This window comes from Halomonas sp. PAMB 3232 (genome assembly GCF_031954225.1).
GTDB lineage: Bacteria > Pseudomonadota > Gammaproteobacteria > Pseudomonadales > Halomonadaceae > Vreelandella.
In genome coordinates, this window is the sequence record NZ_CP134865.1 from 1,159,063 (window position 1) to 1,172,745 (window position 13,683).

17 protein-coding genes are annotated in these 13,683 nt (G+C 63.4%); 9 read left to right on the forward strand and 8 right to left on the reverse strand.

All coding sequences use genetic code 11. From position 1 onward, the window contains the following. Positions 1-58: 58 nt before the first annotated feature. Both trpB and trpA read left to right on the forward strand, forming a co-directional pair. Positions 59-1,285, forward strand: a complete 1,227-nt coding sequence (gene trpB / locus RN346_RS05400; RefSeq protein WP_311962375.1) for a tryptophan synthase subunit beta — start codon at positions 59-61, stop codon at positions 1,283-1,285. Further along, positions 1,285-2,136 carry a tryptophan synthase subunit alpha gene (gene trpA / locus RN346_RS05405; protein ID WP_311962376.1) on the forward strand — a complete coding sequence of 284 codons (852 nt, stop codon included), beginning with the start codon at positions 1,285-1,287 and terminating at the stop codon, positions 2,134-2,136. The genes trpB and trpA overlap by 1 nt, the downstream gene beginning before the upstream one ends. Here trpA and RN346_RS05410 read toward each other — a convergent pair. From RN346_RS05410 to RN346_RS05425, 4 genes are all read right to left on the reverse strand, one after another. Further along, on the reverse strand, positions 2,133-2,867 hold the full coding sequence (locus tag RN346_RS05410) for an SDR family oxidoreductase (RefSeq protein WP_311962377.1): 735 nt from the start codon (positions 2,865-2,867) through the stop codon (positions 2,133-2,135). The two genes, trpA and RN346_RS05410, sit on opposite strands and share 4 nt — an antisense overlap. Positions 2,868-3,006: 139 nt before the next feature. After that, positions 3,007-3,660 carry a CPBP family intramembrane glutamic endopeptidase gene (locus RN346_RS05415; protein WP_311960429.1) on the reverse strand — a complete coding sequence of 218 codons (654 nt, stop codon included), beginning with the start codon at positions 3,658-3,660 and terminating at the stop codon, positions 3,007-3,009. Continuing rightward, complete coding sequence (locus RN346_RS05420; RefSeq protein WP_311962378.1) at positions 3,648-4,514, reverse strand: NmrA family NAD(P)-binding protein; 867 nt, start codon at positions 4,512-4,514, stop codon at positions 3,648-3,650. The genes RN346_RS05415 and RN346_RS05420 overlap by 13 nt, the downstream gene beginning before the upstream one ends. Next, positions 4,511-5,566 carry an aldo/keto reductase gene (locus tag RN346_RS05425; protein WP_311962380.1) on the reverse strand — a complete coding sequence of 352 codons (1,056 nt, stop codon included), beginning with the start codon at positions 5,564-5,566 and terminating at the stop codon, positions 4,511-4,513. Before RN346_RS05425 ends, RN346_RS05420 begins: the two co-directional genes overlap by 4 nt. Before the next feature lie 149 nt (positions 5,567-5,715). Here RN346_RS05425 and RN346_RS05430 point away from each other — a divergent pair, with 149 nt between their 5' ends. Further along, on the forward strand, positions 5,716-6,369 hold the full coding sequence (locus RN346_RS05430; protein WP_311962381.1) for a TetR/AcrR family transcriptional regulator: 654 nt from the start codon (positions 5,716-5,718) through the stop codon (positions 6,367-6,369). 6 nt (positions 6,370-6,375) lie between these two features. After that, positions 6,376-6,855 carry a YpsA SLOG family protein gene (locus tag RN346_RS05435; protein ID WP_311962382.1) on the forward strand — a complete coding sequence of 160 codons (480 nt, stop codon included), beginning with the start codon at positions 6,376-6,378 and terminating at the stop codon, positions 6,853-6,855. 18 nt (positions 6,856-6,873) lie between these two features. Here RN346_RS05435 and RN346_RS05440 read toward each other — a convergent pair whose 3' ends face one another. The 3 genes from RN346_RS05440 to RN346_RS05450 all read right to left on the reverse strand — a co-directional run bounded on the left by RN346_RS05440 (position 6,874) and on the right by RN346_RS05450 (position 8,948). Further along, positions 6,874-7,488, reverse strand: coding sequence for a LysE family transporter (locus tag RN346_RS05440; RefSeq protein WP_311960434.1), 615 nt, complete (start codon positions 7,486-7,488; stop codon positions 6,874-6,876). A gap of 49 nt (positions 7,489-7,537) precedes the next feature. Further along, entirely contained in the window at positions 7,538-8,368 is an 831-nt protein-coding gene (locus RN346_RS05445) for an AraC family transcriptional regulator (protein WP_311962383.1), read from the reverse strand. Between the two features lie 88 nt (positions 8,369-8,456). Further along, positions 8,457-8,948 (reverse strand): GNAT family N-acetyltransferase, encoded by a 492-nt coding sequence (locus RN346_RS05450; RefSeq protein ID WP_311962384.1) that lies wholly within the window; start codon positions 8,946-8,948, stop codon positions 8,457-8,459. A 147-nt stretch (positions 8,949-9,095) separates the two neighbouring features. Here RN346_RS05450 and RN346_RS05455 point away from each other — a divergent pair, with 147 nt between their 5' ends. The 3 genes from RN346_RS05455 to RN346_RS05465 are packed head-to-tail and all read left to right on the forward strand — an operon-like array spanning position 9,096 to position 10,263. Further along, positions 9,096-9,410: a hypothetical protein gene (locus RN346_RS05455; RefSeq protein WP_263584623.1), complete on the forward strand. Its 315-nt coding sequence runs from the start codon at positions 9,096-9,098 to the stop codon at positions 9,408-9,410. Between the two features lie 21 nt (positions 9,411-9,431). Continuing rightward, positions 9,432-9,815: an NUDIX hydrolase gene (locus tag RN346_RS05460; RefSeq protein WP_311962385.1), complete on the forward strand. Its 384-nt coding sequence runs from the start codon at positions 9,432-9,434 to the stop codon at positions 9,813-9,815. Between the two features lie 16 nt (positions 9,816-9,831). Then, positions 9,832-10,263 carry a GNAT family N-acetyltransferase gene (locus tag RN346_RS05465; RefSeq protein ID WP_311962387.1) on the forward strand — a complete coding sequence of 144 codons (432 nt, stop codon included), beginning with the start codon at positions 9,832-9,834 and terminating at the stop codon, positions 10,261-10,263. Positions 10,264-10,281: 18 nt separating this feature from the next. On the opposite strand, the gene RN346_RS05470 is transcribed toward RN346_RS05465, so the two are convergent. Beyond that, positions 10,282-11,250, reverse strand: a complete 969-nt coding sequence (locus RN346_RS05470; RefSeq protein WP_311962691.1) for a putative zinc-binding metallopeptidase — start codon at positions 11,248-11,250, stop codon at positions 10,282-10,284. Positions 11,251-11,424: 174 nt separating this feature from the next. On the opposite strand from RN346_RS05470, the gene RN346_RS05475 reads away from it, so the two are divergent. Beyond that, positions 11,425-12,771, forward strand: coding sequence for a carboxylesterase family protein (locus tag RN346_RS05475; protein ID WP_311962388.1), 1,347 nt, complete (start codon positions 11,425-11,427; stop codon positions 12,769-12,771). 79 nt (positions 12,772-12,850) lie between these two features. Continuing rightward, positions 12,851-13,375 carry a hypothetical protein gene (locus RN346_RS05480; RefSeq protein WP_311962389.1) on the forward strand — a complete coding sequence of 175 codons (525 nt, stop codon included), beginning with the start codon at positions 12,851-12,853 and terminating at the stop codon, positions 13,373-13,375. The last annotated feature ends 308 nt before the right edge of the window (positions 13,376-13,683 follow it).

Genomic DNA, 13,683 nt, shown 5'->3' on the forward strand with positions numbered 1-13,683 from the left:
GTAAAGACATCAATGAACGCCTTAGCCGGCAACGTCTTTTCAGCCCTTCGAGGTCGCGATGAACCAGCCTTTTACTCCTTCGACCGCCTTGCCCGATGGCAACGGTATGTTCGGCCGCTTCGGCGGGCGCTTCGTGGCGGAAACGCTGATGCCGCTGATCAACGAGCTGCGCGATGAATACGCCGCGGCCAAGGCGGACCCCGAGTTTCAGCGCAAGCTCGCCTACTTTCAAACCGACTACGTGGGTCGGCCAAGCCCGCTCTATTTTGCCGAGCGGCTGACCGAGCACTTCGGTGGCGCAAAAATCTATTTAAAGCGTGAAGAGCTCAATCACACCGGCGCGCACAAGATCAACAACTGCATCGGGCAGGTGCTGCTCGCCAGGCAGATGGGCAAGAAGCGCATTATTGCCGAAACCGGCGCGGGCATGCACGGCGTGGCCACGGCCACGGTGGCGGCGCGCTTCGGCCTCGAATGCGTGATCTACATGGGCACCACCGACATCGAGCGCCAGCAGCCCAACGTGTTTCGCATGAAGCTTTTAGGCGCCCAGGTGGTGCCGGTGACGTCGGGCACCGGCACGCTCAAGGACGCCATGAACGAAGCGCTGCGCGACTGGGTGACCAATGTCGACGACACCTTCTACATCATCGGCACCGTGGCCGGCCCCCACCCGTACCCCGCCATGGTGCGCGACTTCCAGGCGGTGATTGGCCATGAAACCCGCCGCCAGATGCAGGAGAAAGAGGGGCGCCTGCCGGATTCGCTCGTCGCCTGCATCGGCGGCGGTTCCAACGCCATGGGGCTTTTCCACCCGTTCCTTGCCGATGAAAGCGTGCAGATGATCGGCGTCGAAGCCGGCGGCAAGGGCGTGGCAACGGGGCAGCACGCGGCGAGCCTGAACGGCGGCACCCCCGGCGTGCTCCACGGCAACCGCACTTTCTTGCTGCAAAGCGAGGATGGCCAGATCATCGACGCTCATTCGATCTCGGCGGGGCTCGACTACCCGGGCATTGGCCCCGAGCACGCCTGGCTTCACGAGCAGGGCCGCGTCGAGTACGTCTCGGCCACCGACGACGAGGCGCTCGAGGCGTTTCAGATCTGCTGTCGCGAAGAGGGCATCATTCCGGCGCTCGAAACCGCCCACGCCCTGGCCGACGTCGCCAAGCGCGCGCCCACGTTACGCCGCGATCACCTGATGGTGGTCAATCTGAGCGGGCGCGGCGACAAGGACATGATGAGCGTTGCTCACCATCTCAAAGACACGCTAGGAGACAAGTTCTAATGAGCCAGGCCAACTCGACCGTCGGCACCCAACGTATTGAGCGCTGCTTCGCCGCGCTGAAAGCGCAGAATCGCCCGGCGCTGGTAAGCTTTCTGACTGCCGGCGACCCGAACCCGGAGACCTCGCAACGCCTGCTCGACGGGCTGCCCGACGCGGGCGTGGACATCATCGAGCTGGGCATGCCCTTCAGCGACCCGATGGCCGACGGCCCGGCGATTCAGAAAGCGGCCCTGCGCGCGCTGGACGCGGGCCAGACCCAGGCCAAAACGCTGGCGATGGTGAAGCGCTTTCGCGAGAAGAATCAGCACACGCCGATCGTGCTGATGGGCTACTACAACCCGATCTACTGCTACGGCGTCGAGCGCTTTCTGGAAGACGCGCGTGAGGCCGGCGTGGACGGGCTGATCGTGGTGGACCTGCCGCCGGAGCACGACGACGAGCTCTGCACGCCCGCCGCCCGCCACGGCATCGACTTCATCCGCCTGGCCACGCCCACCACCAACGCCAAGCGCCTGCCGCAGGTGCTCGAGCGTGCCTCCGGGTTCATCTACTACGTCTCGGTCGCCGGCGTGACCGGCGTCGGTGCGGCCACGCCGGAAAGTATCGAGCGCGCGGTCGTTGACCTGAAACGCCATACGCAGCTCCCGATCGGCGTAGGGTTTGGTATTCGCACGCCGGCACAAGCCGCGTCTATCGGCCGCTTCAGCGACGCGGTAGTGGTCGGCTCGGCGCTGGTCGAGCGCATCGAGCACGCCACGACCGGTGACGAAGCCGTCGAAGGCGTACATGGGCTGGCGCGCGAGCTGGCAGATAGCGTTCGCCGCTGCCGCGAAGAAGAGACCGTGAGTTAAACGATGCCGCCGTTGGCGCGCAGCGTCTGCCCGTTGATCCAGCCGCCGGCGGGCGAGGCGAGAAACGCCACCACGCTTGCGATGTCCTCGGGCTCGGCCAGACGTTCCAGCGGCGGCATTTTGGCGAGCCTGTCGATCAACTCGTCGGACTTGCCATCGAAAAAGAGCTTCGTGGCGGTGGGGCCGGGGGCGACGCTGTTGACGGTGATCTCGCGCCCGCGAAGCTCCTTGCACAGAATCGCGCCCAGGGTTTCCACCGCCGCCTTGGTCGCCGCGTACACGCTGTAGTTCTCGAGCTTGAGCCCCACCACGCTGGTCGACAGGTTGATGATGCGCCCGCCGCTTTGCAGGCGTTTGGCCGCCTCACGCATGGTGTAGATAGAGCCTTTCAGATTGATATCGATGTGGGCGTCGATAAGCGCATCGTCGCACTCAACGAGCGGCGCGAGCTTCAGGATCCCGGCGCTATTGACCAGCACGTCGAGCCGGCCGTACTGCGCTTCGATCTCGTCGAAGAGCTGGCGCACCGCGTCCGCGTTAGCCACATCCGCCTGAAATGCCTTGGCACTGCCGCCCTGGCGCTGGATCTCCTCGACCACCTTCGCCGCTTCATCAAAGCTGTTTGCGTAATTGACGATCACCGTGAAGCCGTCATTGGCGAGCTTTTGGGCAATGCTTGCGCCGATACCGCGCGAGCCGCCGGTGACCAGCGCCACTTTCTGTGCATTCATGCGATTTTCCTCCTGATAGGGCATGTCGACCAACAGCTTAGAGCAAATATCGCGCTTTATAACCCGCCGCGTTTCGGTCACTTTCAAAATAAGCCATGAAAGCCGGGGAGAGACCGGAGAGAGGCCGGGAAGAGAAAGGTCAGAAGGGCCGAGCCGACGCCTCTGGCGTGAAATACCAGCCCACGCCGGTGACAAACAGCAAAAACCCCGTAAGGCCGTGCAGGGCCCAGGCCTCGACAAGGCCGCGCTGACGGTAGGACACGGCGAACAACAGCCCGCCCATGAACGTCACAAGCAGCACCACCCAGTTCCAGAACATCACGTGCGCGAGGGCAAACAGCGTGGCATTGAGCAGGATGGAGCGGCGGCCCGTCGGCAGGATCGCGGCGTAGCGTCGGAAAAAGAGCGTCCGGTAGATGAGTTCCTGCGGCAGGGCGGACAGCAGCGGATAAGCTACCAGTAACCCCCAGAACACGGATCGTTCCTCGCGCCATAGCCAGAAGGTCGCCCAGGGCTGTAGCCACTGGATGGCGGCCCAGCCCGCGATGAAGGTGGCCAGCCCTGCGGCCGCGATAAGCGGGATGCGCGTTTCCCGCCAGCCGTGCAGGATCGATGACCACCGGAAGTCGGGTGTCATGTGCAATAACACCAGCCCGAGCCCCAGAAGCGGCAGGATCGAGGGAAACAGCTGCCCCGGCGTTGCGATGAAGGCCATCAGGACGGGAGCCGCCACGAAGACGGTCCCCATTTCCACTATCAGCCGAAGACGGCTTGGTGATCTCAGGTTCTCCACGACGCCACCGCCTCCTGCGCGAAGTCGCGATAGCGCCGCAGCGGATGGCCGATCAGTTGCTCCATCGTGGCAGCCGCTTGCGGCGCTGGCACCATCCCCTCCCGCTGGAAGCCACTAAACATGCGCGCAAGGTCATGGGCCATCCAGGCGGGCATCCGGTGGCGCAGACCGGCCTCGAAGGCGCCGAGGTCAGCCGAGCCGGGGGAAACCTCAAGCCCAAGCGCGTCGGTCCAGATCGCCGCCACGTCGGCGGCGGTCAGAACCTCCGGGCCGCACACCTCGATCAGGGTGGCAGGCAGCGAAGCATCGGCCTGATGACGCCGCAGGAGTTCGGCCACCGCGGCATCCGCGATATCGCGAACGTCAACCATGGCCACGCCGACCTCACCGATCGGCTGGGGAAAGACACCCTCAAGCAGCGCGTCCTTTGCCGTCAGGTCGTTCTGCATGAAGTAGTTGGCGCGCAGAATGGTAGCGGGCAGCCCCGCCGTCCAGATCATCCGCTCGACCAGATGCTTGCTGGCATAATGGGGCGTGTCGACATAGCGGCCTGCGTGGCTGACGGACAGGTAGACGATGCCGCGCACGCCTGCCGCTTTCGCCAGGTTCACAGCCATCATCGCCTGGTTCGCTTCATCCGGACTGACCGACGTCAGCAGAAATAGTGTATCGACACCTTGTAGCGCTGCCTCGATTGATACCGGGTCGGTCAGGTCGCCCTGAACCGCTGTGACCACGTCGCGCTCCCCAAGGCGCGCGGGATCGCGGGTCAGCGCACGGATGTCTGCCCCGTGCAGACGGTCAAGAATCGCCGCACCGACCTGGCCGGTCGCGCCGGTGACAAGGATCGTCATTGGGCACCCCACTGAGTCTCGGGCATCCTGCCGGTCTCCATCAGGCTGCGGCGCGGCCCCTCACCCGAGGCCATCATCCAGCTGGGGTATTCCGGGGTCAGGGCGCTTGCCGCATTCAGGGCGGCCAGGTCGTCCTCGGACAGCGCCACCTCGGCGGCCTTCAGGTTGTCCTCCAACTGATCGAGCCGTTTCAGGCCGAGGATCACGCTGGTGACGACCTTCTGGTGCAAGAGCCACGCCAGCGAGATCGCCGCGAGGGTGGTGTCATGCCGCGCAGCGATGCCGTCCATCACGTCCAGAAGCGGCGCGCCGCGCGCTTCGTTCACCGGGGGGAATGGAACGGTGGCGCGGCGGCCTTCATCACTGTTGCGATACTTGCCCGTCAGATAGCCCCCGGCGAGCGGACTGAAGACCATCAGGCCCAGGCCTTCGGCCTGCAAGAGCGGGGTAATCTCACGCTCCACGTCGCGCCCGGCCAGCGAATAGTAGCCCTGATAGCTCTGGAACCGCTCCAGTCCCAGACGTTTGGCATCACCCAGCGCCGTGGCCAGCTGCCACGCGGCCCAGTTCGACACGCCGATGTGACGGACAAGGCCCTGGCGGACAAGATCATCCAGGGTGCGCAGCGTTTCCTCGACCGGGGTGGCGGGGTCGAAGCCGTGCAGCTGGTAAAGGTCGATATAGTCGGTGCCGAGACGCTTCAGGCTGCCATGCACCTCGTGCAGGATGTGCTGGCGCGAGGCGCCGCCATCGTTCGGACCTTTGCCGGTGCCATGCTCGAACTTGGTCGACAGCACAACGTCCTTGCGCGCGATACCGAGCGAGGACAGGGCGCGACCCACGATCTCTTCCGACTGCCCGCCCGCATAGACGTTGGCCGTGTCGATGAAGTTGATGCCTGCATCAAAAGCACGGCGCAGAATCGCTTCGGCCTCGTCCTGCATGACGCCGCTGGCGGCTGCATAAGGGCCGCCGCTCTGACCAAAGGTCATGGTGCCCAGGCACATGTCGGAAACGAAGAGGCCGGTGCGGCCCAGAAGGTTGTAGCGCATGATAAGCTCCGGTTATGATCAAGCCACTCGATAATTTCGATACCAAAAAGTATCGGAACTAAGTAGTATCGGAACTAAGTAGTATCGGAACTAAGTAGTATCGGAACTAAGTAGTATCGGAACCATGTAGTATCGGATTAAAAATGTCAATGACTAACAATGATCTTCCTGTTGCCGCGCGAGGACGCAAACGCGACCCCGAACGTGACGTCGCCATTCTGGAGGCGACGATCGACCTGCTGGCGGAGGTCGGCTATGACGGGCTGAGCACGGCAAAGGTGGCGGATCGCGCGCAGGCCGGGAAAGGCACGCTGTATCGCCGCTGGCCGACGAAAACCGATCTGGTACTGGACGCGGTCGCGCACATGAAGGCGCAACAGATCGACCTGGAAGCGCTGCCGGATACCGGCTCGTTACGGGGCGATCTTCTGGCGATGTTTCGGCCACAGGACGGCGCGAAGGTGGACCGGATATTGCGCGCCATGGCGGGTGTGGTGTCGATGATCAGCCAGGTGCCGGGATTGGCAGACACGGGCGACTACTCGATTTTCGAGCCATGGATCACGGCGAATGCGGTGCTGATGGAGCGCGCCCAAGCGCGAGGTGACATCCCGCCAACGGCAGATATTGCCCTCGCTGCCCAGATCATCCCCTCCATGGCGGCCTATCGAGCCCTGATTCTGAGGGTCGCGATCGATCGTGATCTGCTGGAGCGTCTGGTTGAGCAGGTGGTGCTGCCAGCCCTGGGCGAGAGTTCTGTTAATCCGTCGCCCTCGCAAGACGGAATGGGCCAGGACGGATAACGACAGATGCTGGAAAAGATCATCAGCGGCGGCCAGACCGGCGCCGACCGGGCGGCACTCGATGCCGCGCTCGACGCGGGCTTTCCCATTGGCGGCGCCTGCCCGGTAGGGCGGGTAGCCGAAGATGGGCCGCTTGACCCTATCTATACATTGACGGAAATCGGCGGCGGTTACCGTCAGCGCACCAAACGCAACGTGCAGGACGCCGACGGCACCGCCATTTTCTATAGCGCTTACCCGCGCGGCGGCACCGAGGCGACGGTGCTCTTCTGTATTCGCCAGGCTAAACCTTACAAACTGATCGATATCGACCTGGTAACGTATGAGACGGCAGCCACGCTGCTGGACGACTTCGTGCGCGAGTTCGATGTCCGAGTGTTGAACATCGCCGGGCCCAGCGCCAGCCATTGCAATGGCATTTACCACTATGTGAACCATTCGACGAGGCTGTTTTTAAGTCACAAGATAGGCGCCGATAGACATTAACCTTGTCTGCGCAAACCGCTAGCCTGCCGCAGAGGCAAGCGGCACCCACACGTGCTCAATGCCAATCGACACGGCCACGGCCGCCAGCAGCGCGGCCATGGCAAGGTTGAAGCCTTTCACCAGGCGCGGTTGCTGGATGCGCTGGCCGACCAGGCGGCCCAACAGCATGTAGCTGCCGGGGGCGCCGGCGGCGAGCAGCGCGAGACCCACGGCCCAAACGACCAGGCTTACGCCGTCGATACCCGCCGCCGGAAACTGCAGCGTGACGATGGGCAACACCGCCACCGGTGTCTTGGGGTTCAAGAGTTGCATCGCCACCCCGTCACGGAAGCCGAACACGCGCATGGGCGCATCAGCGGTTTTAAGCCGCGCGCTAGCGCGGGCGATCTTCCAGGCGAGATAGAGAATATAGCCGCAGCCCACCGCGCTCAGTATGACCAGCGCTTGCCCGCCGATCCACGCCGCCCCGGCGAAGCCCAGCACCAGCAGATAGAGCAGCATGGCGCTGCCCACACCCAGGCAGAAGCCGATAGAGCGACTGGCCTGGCCGTTGATGCCCACGTTCAGGCCGAGCAGGTTCACGGGGCCGGGCGTGTACATGATGCCCACCCCAAACAGGATGATTCCCAGCATGATGAAATCTCGCGAACGTTGATGGGTTAGCGCTTTGGCCGCAAGGGAGTCAGCGGGCGATGTCGCGCCGGTACTGGCTTGGCGTCACGGCGTAGATGCGCTTGAAGCGGCGATTGAAGTGGCTCGAATCGCTGAAGCCGTAGCGCAGCGCGACGTCGCTGGGGAAGGCGCCTTCGGCGAGTGCGGCCCGCGCCGCGTTGATGCGGCAGTTGATCACGTACTGGTGCGGGGTAATGCCGTAGTGCTGGCGGAAAAGGCGCAGGAAATGGTACCGGGAGAGGTGCGCGGCGGCGCTGATCGCATCCAGGGAAATGTCCTGCTCCAGGTGGGCGTGAATATAAGCCTTGGCCCGCTCCAGTAGCGTCTCCGGCCGAGTGGCACGGGGCTTGTCGACCACCTCGCCGCCGAGCTGCGCGGTACGCTCCGCGATACGGTAAAGCGCGTTCTCCTGGTCGATGCAGCTACCGATGCCGTGGGTGACCAGGCGCGCCAGTTCCAGGATGGACGTGCGCAGCTTGGCGTCATGCATCAGCGTAGTGGGCGAGCGAAAGCCCGCGCCGCTCGGACGGCCCAGCGCCTCGGCGAACAGCGGCGCCAACTGGTCCGGGTCGACGTACAGCATCAGGTAATCCAGCGTGTGCTCGCCGCCGGATTGGCCGTCGTGCACCTCCTCCGGGTTGAACACGATCACGTTGCCCGGCGGGCTCTTGTGAAACTGCCCGCCACTGAAGAAATCCTGCCGCCCGGCCAGGGTCACGCCAAAGGCGTACTCTTCGTGGGCGTGGCGGTCATAGCTGAAATCCTCCATCGCCGCGTGCAGCACGGTCAAACTCGGCACGTGCTGGCTTTTGATAAATTCAAATCGGCTGGCGTTTCGCATACCGCGCTCCTCGCATGTCACCCGGTAAGCTTAAGGCAGTTGGCCGTTCGAATGCTTGTACAGAATTGCTCACATTCGGGCCGACAAGCTACAACACCATGACCATCTCATGCCACGCCATGCCGCCGTGGTCGGAGTCAGAAGGCTTTACGTAGCGGTAGCCCATGCGCTCATAGAGCAGGACATGACGCTCCTTGCACATCAGGTGGATGGTCTGCTTGCCAAGCGTTTTCATGTGTTCGACGAAGGCTTGCATCAGTTTGCTGGCGTAACCGTTGCCCTGGTGGGCGGGGTCGATCACCACCGACATGATGACCACGTTAGGGGCGGCGGGGTCGTGGCCGATCAGCTCCTTGAACGCCTCGTCGGACATGACCACCTCATGCGCGCAGCCGCCGTTGATAAAGCCGATGATCCCGTCATTGAGCGTCATGACCAGAAACCCTTCGGGATACTGGACGATGCGGGTGGCGATTTTCTCTCGCGTGGCGCCTTCGTCGCCCTCGTAGGCTGCAGCCTCGATGTCGTAGCAGCGGTCGGTGTCGTTGGGCGTGGCGAGTCGCAAAACAGGTGAGGTCATGGATAGACTCCGGAGGGGTGAAAGCAAAGCGTGGGCAGCAGAATAAAGAAAAATGGGGCGCGATGCCTGCCCCTTGTGCCCCCGACCCATGCCCGGCATTATCCCGCTTTTGGCCGTTGATCGAACGGCGATGATGCGAGGCGTTTTATGGGTAAGCTGTTGTCGTTGATCGGGGTGTTGGCGCTGGGCTATGCGGGGGTTTATGTCTACTACGGCCACGCCGTGGAGCGCGAGGTGGAGCAGGCGCTGAGTGAGCGCGGGCTTTCCAACGTTACGGTGGAAAGCGTCGATTACAGGCTCTGGGCGCCGATCAGTACCTCGACGGAGATCACGCTGAACGTGGCCTACCGCGGCAGCCAGGCGGCGCTGAATCTGGGCGTCGAAGGGCATCCGCTGTTTTCTGATGAGGTCACGATCACCCTCGATGGACTACAGGCGCTGCGCTTGGGACTCAACTTCTAGCATTGAACGGGAAGGGTGCTTGTGTTTCCAGTATCGATCAAGGGCGTATTGAGACTTCCCAACGGCCAGGTGGTGTTGGCACTGAACGACCGCGACGAGTGGGAGCTGCCCGGCGGGCGTATCGAGGTTGGCGAGAGCGCGCCTGAGTGCCTGGCACGAGAGTTCAAGGAAGAGCTCGATGTCGAGGTGCGCGTCTCATCGATCATCGACAGCTATCTGTTCGAGGTAATTCCCGGCAAGCAGGTCTTCATCGTGACCTATGGCTGCGAATTGGTAGGCCCTTTCGCACCTGAAGTGAGCGACGAGCATTTGCGCATTGCCACCTTCGCGCTCGACGCGCTGCCGGCCAACCTGCCGCCGGGCTACGCCCACTCGATCCACACCTTCCACGCCCTGACGAACTGACTTTCTGGAATTCTTCATGCACTACCGCCCCATGACCCTCGAGGACTACCACGCCGCCGTGGCGCTTTGGCAGCAAACGCCGGGCGTGCGCCTGCGTGATGCGGACTCTTTCGAAGGCATCACGCGCTATCTATCGCGTAACCCGGGGTTGAGCTTCATTGCCGAACAGGACGGGGAGATCATCGGCACGATCATGGCGGGCCACGACGGCCATCGAGGTTTCATCCAGCACCTGGCGGTGGCCGAACGTCACCGTAAGCAGGGCGTCGGTACCGCTCTGGTCGAGCGCTGCCTGAACGCCTTGCGGGGTGAAGGCATCGACAAGGCGCACCTGATGCTGCTTACGGATAACGAATCCGGCAAGCGGTTCTGGAAGCGCTTGGGCTGGCAATTTCGAACCGATATCGAGCTGCATTCGTTCGTGTTGAGCGACAGCCCCAGTGCCTGAGGCCTGCGCTCACGAAGGTTACAGCCCCTGCGCCCCCCGGCGTAGCCAGCCGTGCACGAACGCCATCTTCTTGAGCGTGACTTCGGTCAGCATGAAGGGGTAAACGTCGGAAAGCCCCATCGCGCGGTTGACGTGGTTCACCCCGGCGATTAGCGCGGTGGCAATGTGAATCAAGCGCTCGGCGTCCGGCTCGGCGTAGGCGTCCCACTTGTGATCGCGGGGCAGCTCCGGCGAATCCATGCCCGATGACACGAAGCTGTCGGTGATATCGGTCAGGTGCAGAATGTGCGAAACGGTTTCCGCCCAGTCCTCGTGGGGGTGGGCCGAGGCGTAGGTGGAGACGAAATCCTTGCGCCACTTCTCCGGCGGGCCTTCGTTATAGTGGTGCTTGAGCGCCTCGCCGTAATCGGCGCGTTCGTCGCCGAACATGTCGCGAAACGCTTCCAGAAAGTCCTCGCGCAGGCTTAACCGCCACCACAGCATGTGCGCAATCTCGTGACGCATGTGGCCGATCATGGTGCGGTAGGGTTCTTCCAGCGCCTCGCGCCGGGTGGTGACCAGTACCGGGTCGGCCTCGGCGATGCTGATCGTCACCACACCATCCACGTGGCCCATCATCACTGGTTTTTTGCCTTCCGCCAGCAGGTGGAACACCGGCGGGGCGCCCGGGTCTTCCGGACGAAACCAGTTCCAGCGGCCCAGATTGTCGATCACCCAGCGCTTGGCGGCTTCGGTTTGCGCCCAGTTGGCAGTGGCGTTGGGAATGCTCGGGTCCGGTGCGACGGCGGTCATGGCGCAGGCGCGGCAAAGCTGGCCCTTTTGCGGGGCAATCCAGTTACAGCCGATCACCTCGCGGTTGGCGCAAAACGGCGGCATGGGGATGAACGCGCGGGCCTGCGGGTCATAGGCGACCGGCACGCCGTCGGCGGTGACCAGGTTATCGAACCACAACGAACCGGCACCGACCGGATTGGAGAAAACGCGCATGGGCAGGGCACTCACGGGGAAGGAGCCTTGAGTCTAGGTGGTGGCAAGCCGAGCCGTCCAATGACTTCTTCGCTGGTATCTCAACGCCGCCTCGCGCGCGTGGCCTATAACCGCCGATCACGCGTGCTATGCTCGTCGGCTCATGATGATGTGCCATTGTAAGAGCGACCGCCCATGACCCACGCTGAGCCCGCCCCGCAAGACGCCCCGCGCTTTACCGCCCCCGCCGGCGAGATCATCGGCTGGACTGACCGCGGCGCGATTCGCGCCACCGGCATCCGCTACGCACGCGTTGAGCGCTTTTGCCCGCCGGTGGACGAGCCGCCTTCGAGCGCGCCCATTCACGCCACCGAATGGTCACCCGCCGCGCCGCAGAATATCGTGCCGGAGCTCAACCACGCCCTGGGCGTGAGTGCGGGCGAGTTCGTCGTCTCGGAAGAGGCGCTGCACCTTTCCGTGACGCTGCCGGAAAGCCCCGCCAGTACGCCGCGCCCGGTCATGGTCTGGATCCACGGCGGCTCCTATGTATTCGGCACGGCGGATCTGCCCGTATTCGACACCCGCCCGCTGGCGCTTGAGGGGGATGTGATCGTGGTGGGCGTGAACTACCGGCTGGGGCTGTTGGGGTTTCTCGGTGGGGAAGGGCGGCCGGCGAACCTGGGGCTGCTCGATCTGATCTCGGCGCTGCGCTGGATTAACGCCAACATCGCCGCGTTCGGCGGCGACCCCAACAACGTGACCCTGTTCGGCCACTCCGCCGGCGGCGACGCGACGGCGCACCTGATGATTGCCGACGGCGCCGAAGGGCTTTTCCAGCGCGCCATTATTCAGAGCGCGCCGCTCGGCATCAGCCGCGGGCGGGCGAAAATGAACGCCAAAATGCTTAAGCAGGCCGCCTCAGCCACCGATGAGATGCCGCTGGGCGAGGTGCTTGCCCTGCAAACCGAGGTCATCAAGACCGCCCAGGGCTTTGGGCTTAAATCCGCCATGCCGTTTTCGACCCAGTACGGCCACTACCCGCTGCCCCAGGAGAAGCAGGCGCCCGCCGCCTGGCAGCGCGCGGCGAAAAAGATCGATGTGTTCATCGGTACCACCTGTGAAGAAACCGCACTGTTTCTGGTGATGTCGCCGGGGCTGACGCGCCTGCGCCAAACGCCGCTTCTGGGCGCGCCGCTCACCGGCGCCATGGTTGCCGCCACCACGCGCAAGGTGTACCGGCATGATGCCCACGCCTTCGCCCGCCGCCACGTAAGCGCCGGTGGCCGCGCCTTCGTCTATCGGTTCGATTGGAACAAGGGCCGGGCCCCTTACGGCGCCGCCCACACGCTGGAGCTACCGCTGCTGCTGGGCGAGCCGGCAAGCTGGCGGGATGCGGATATCGTCAAGGGCGTGGATGAAACCGAGCTTCGCGAGTGTGGCCAGCGCCTGCGCACGCTCTGGGCAGACTTTGCCAGAGGCGGGCAGCTGGCCGAGAAGGGCGAGCTTGCGCCGGGCATACTGGCGTGGTGGAAAGCGCGCTAGCGTTTTGGGGCGTGATCGCACAAGCTGAACCCACGTGCTATCGCAGGTTCGAAGCATAACTTATCGAACGGAGTACACCATGAGCATTGACCCCTGGGATACCGAGTTACCGGAGCGGTTGGCATTGCTCCATCAGCTGAGTTTCGATATCGAGGAAGGCTATGACTTTGAACCCTACACGCGATTCTTGACCGCCGAGGACACCGCGCAGTGGCTACAGGCCTGGAGCGGCAACCCGTACGCGACCGGCGCGCAGTTTCGCGTTTTCGGCCAGGACGGCACCGGCGGCTACGCCGCGTTCTGGATGGTGCTGCCGCAAACGCCCATCGAGCAGCAGCCGATCGTGTTTTTAGGCTCGGAAGGCGAAAGCGGCGTGATCGCCCGGGATCTTGACGACTTTCTGTGGCTTTTAGCCGGCGGGGTCGGCCCACGTGAAGCGCTGGATTACCCCCACGTGAGCGCCACACCCAACGCCGCCTTTCAGGCCTTCGCCCATCAGCACGCCCACTCCCGCGAGCAGAGCGTGTTCGAAGTCATCGATAACGCCCATCTGACCTACCCGGGCTTTACCGAGGAGCTCGAACGCCTGTGTCATCCTGAGTGAGCCAACACGGATTTTTTGAATACGGGCGGTAATGGTGAGCGTGTTTCGATAACAGAAGGGCTTGAAGTAACGCGACTTGAACACTGCGCTTTTCTTCAAGGGATTCGTGAGCTGGGTGCTCAACTCCTACGCGGTCACCGGTATGAGTCTGTACCTACTACATGGCCGCCGGATTTATTGTAGTAGCCCGCTTCAGCGGGCGAAGGGCGCCCTCAGGCACCTTGGCTGACGACCAGCCGCGAGCGAAATCCTCTATCCATAACCGCTGGCCAGGCTTGACAGAGGGGTATTACGGTCTGAAACGGCTT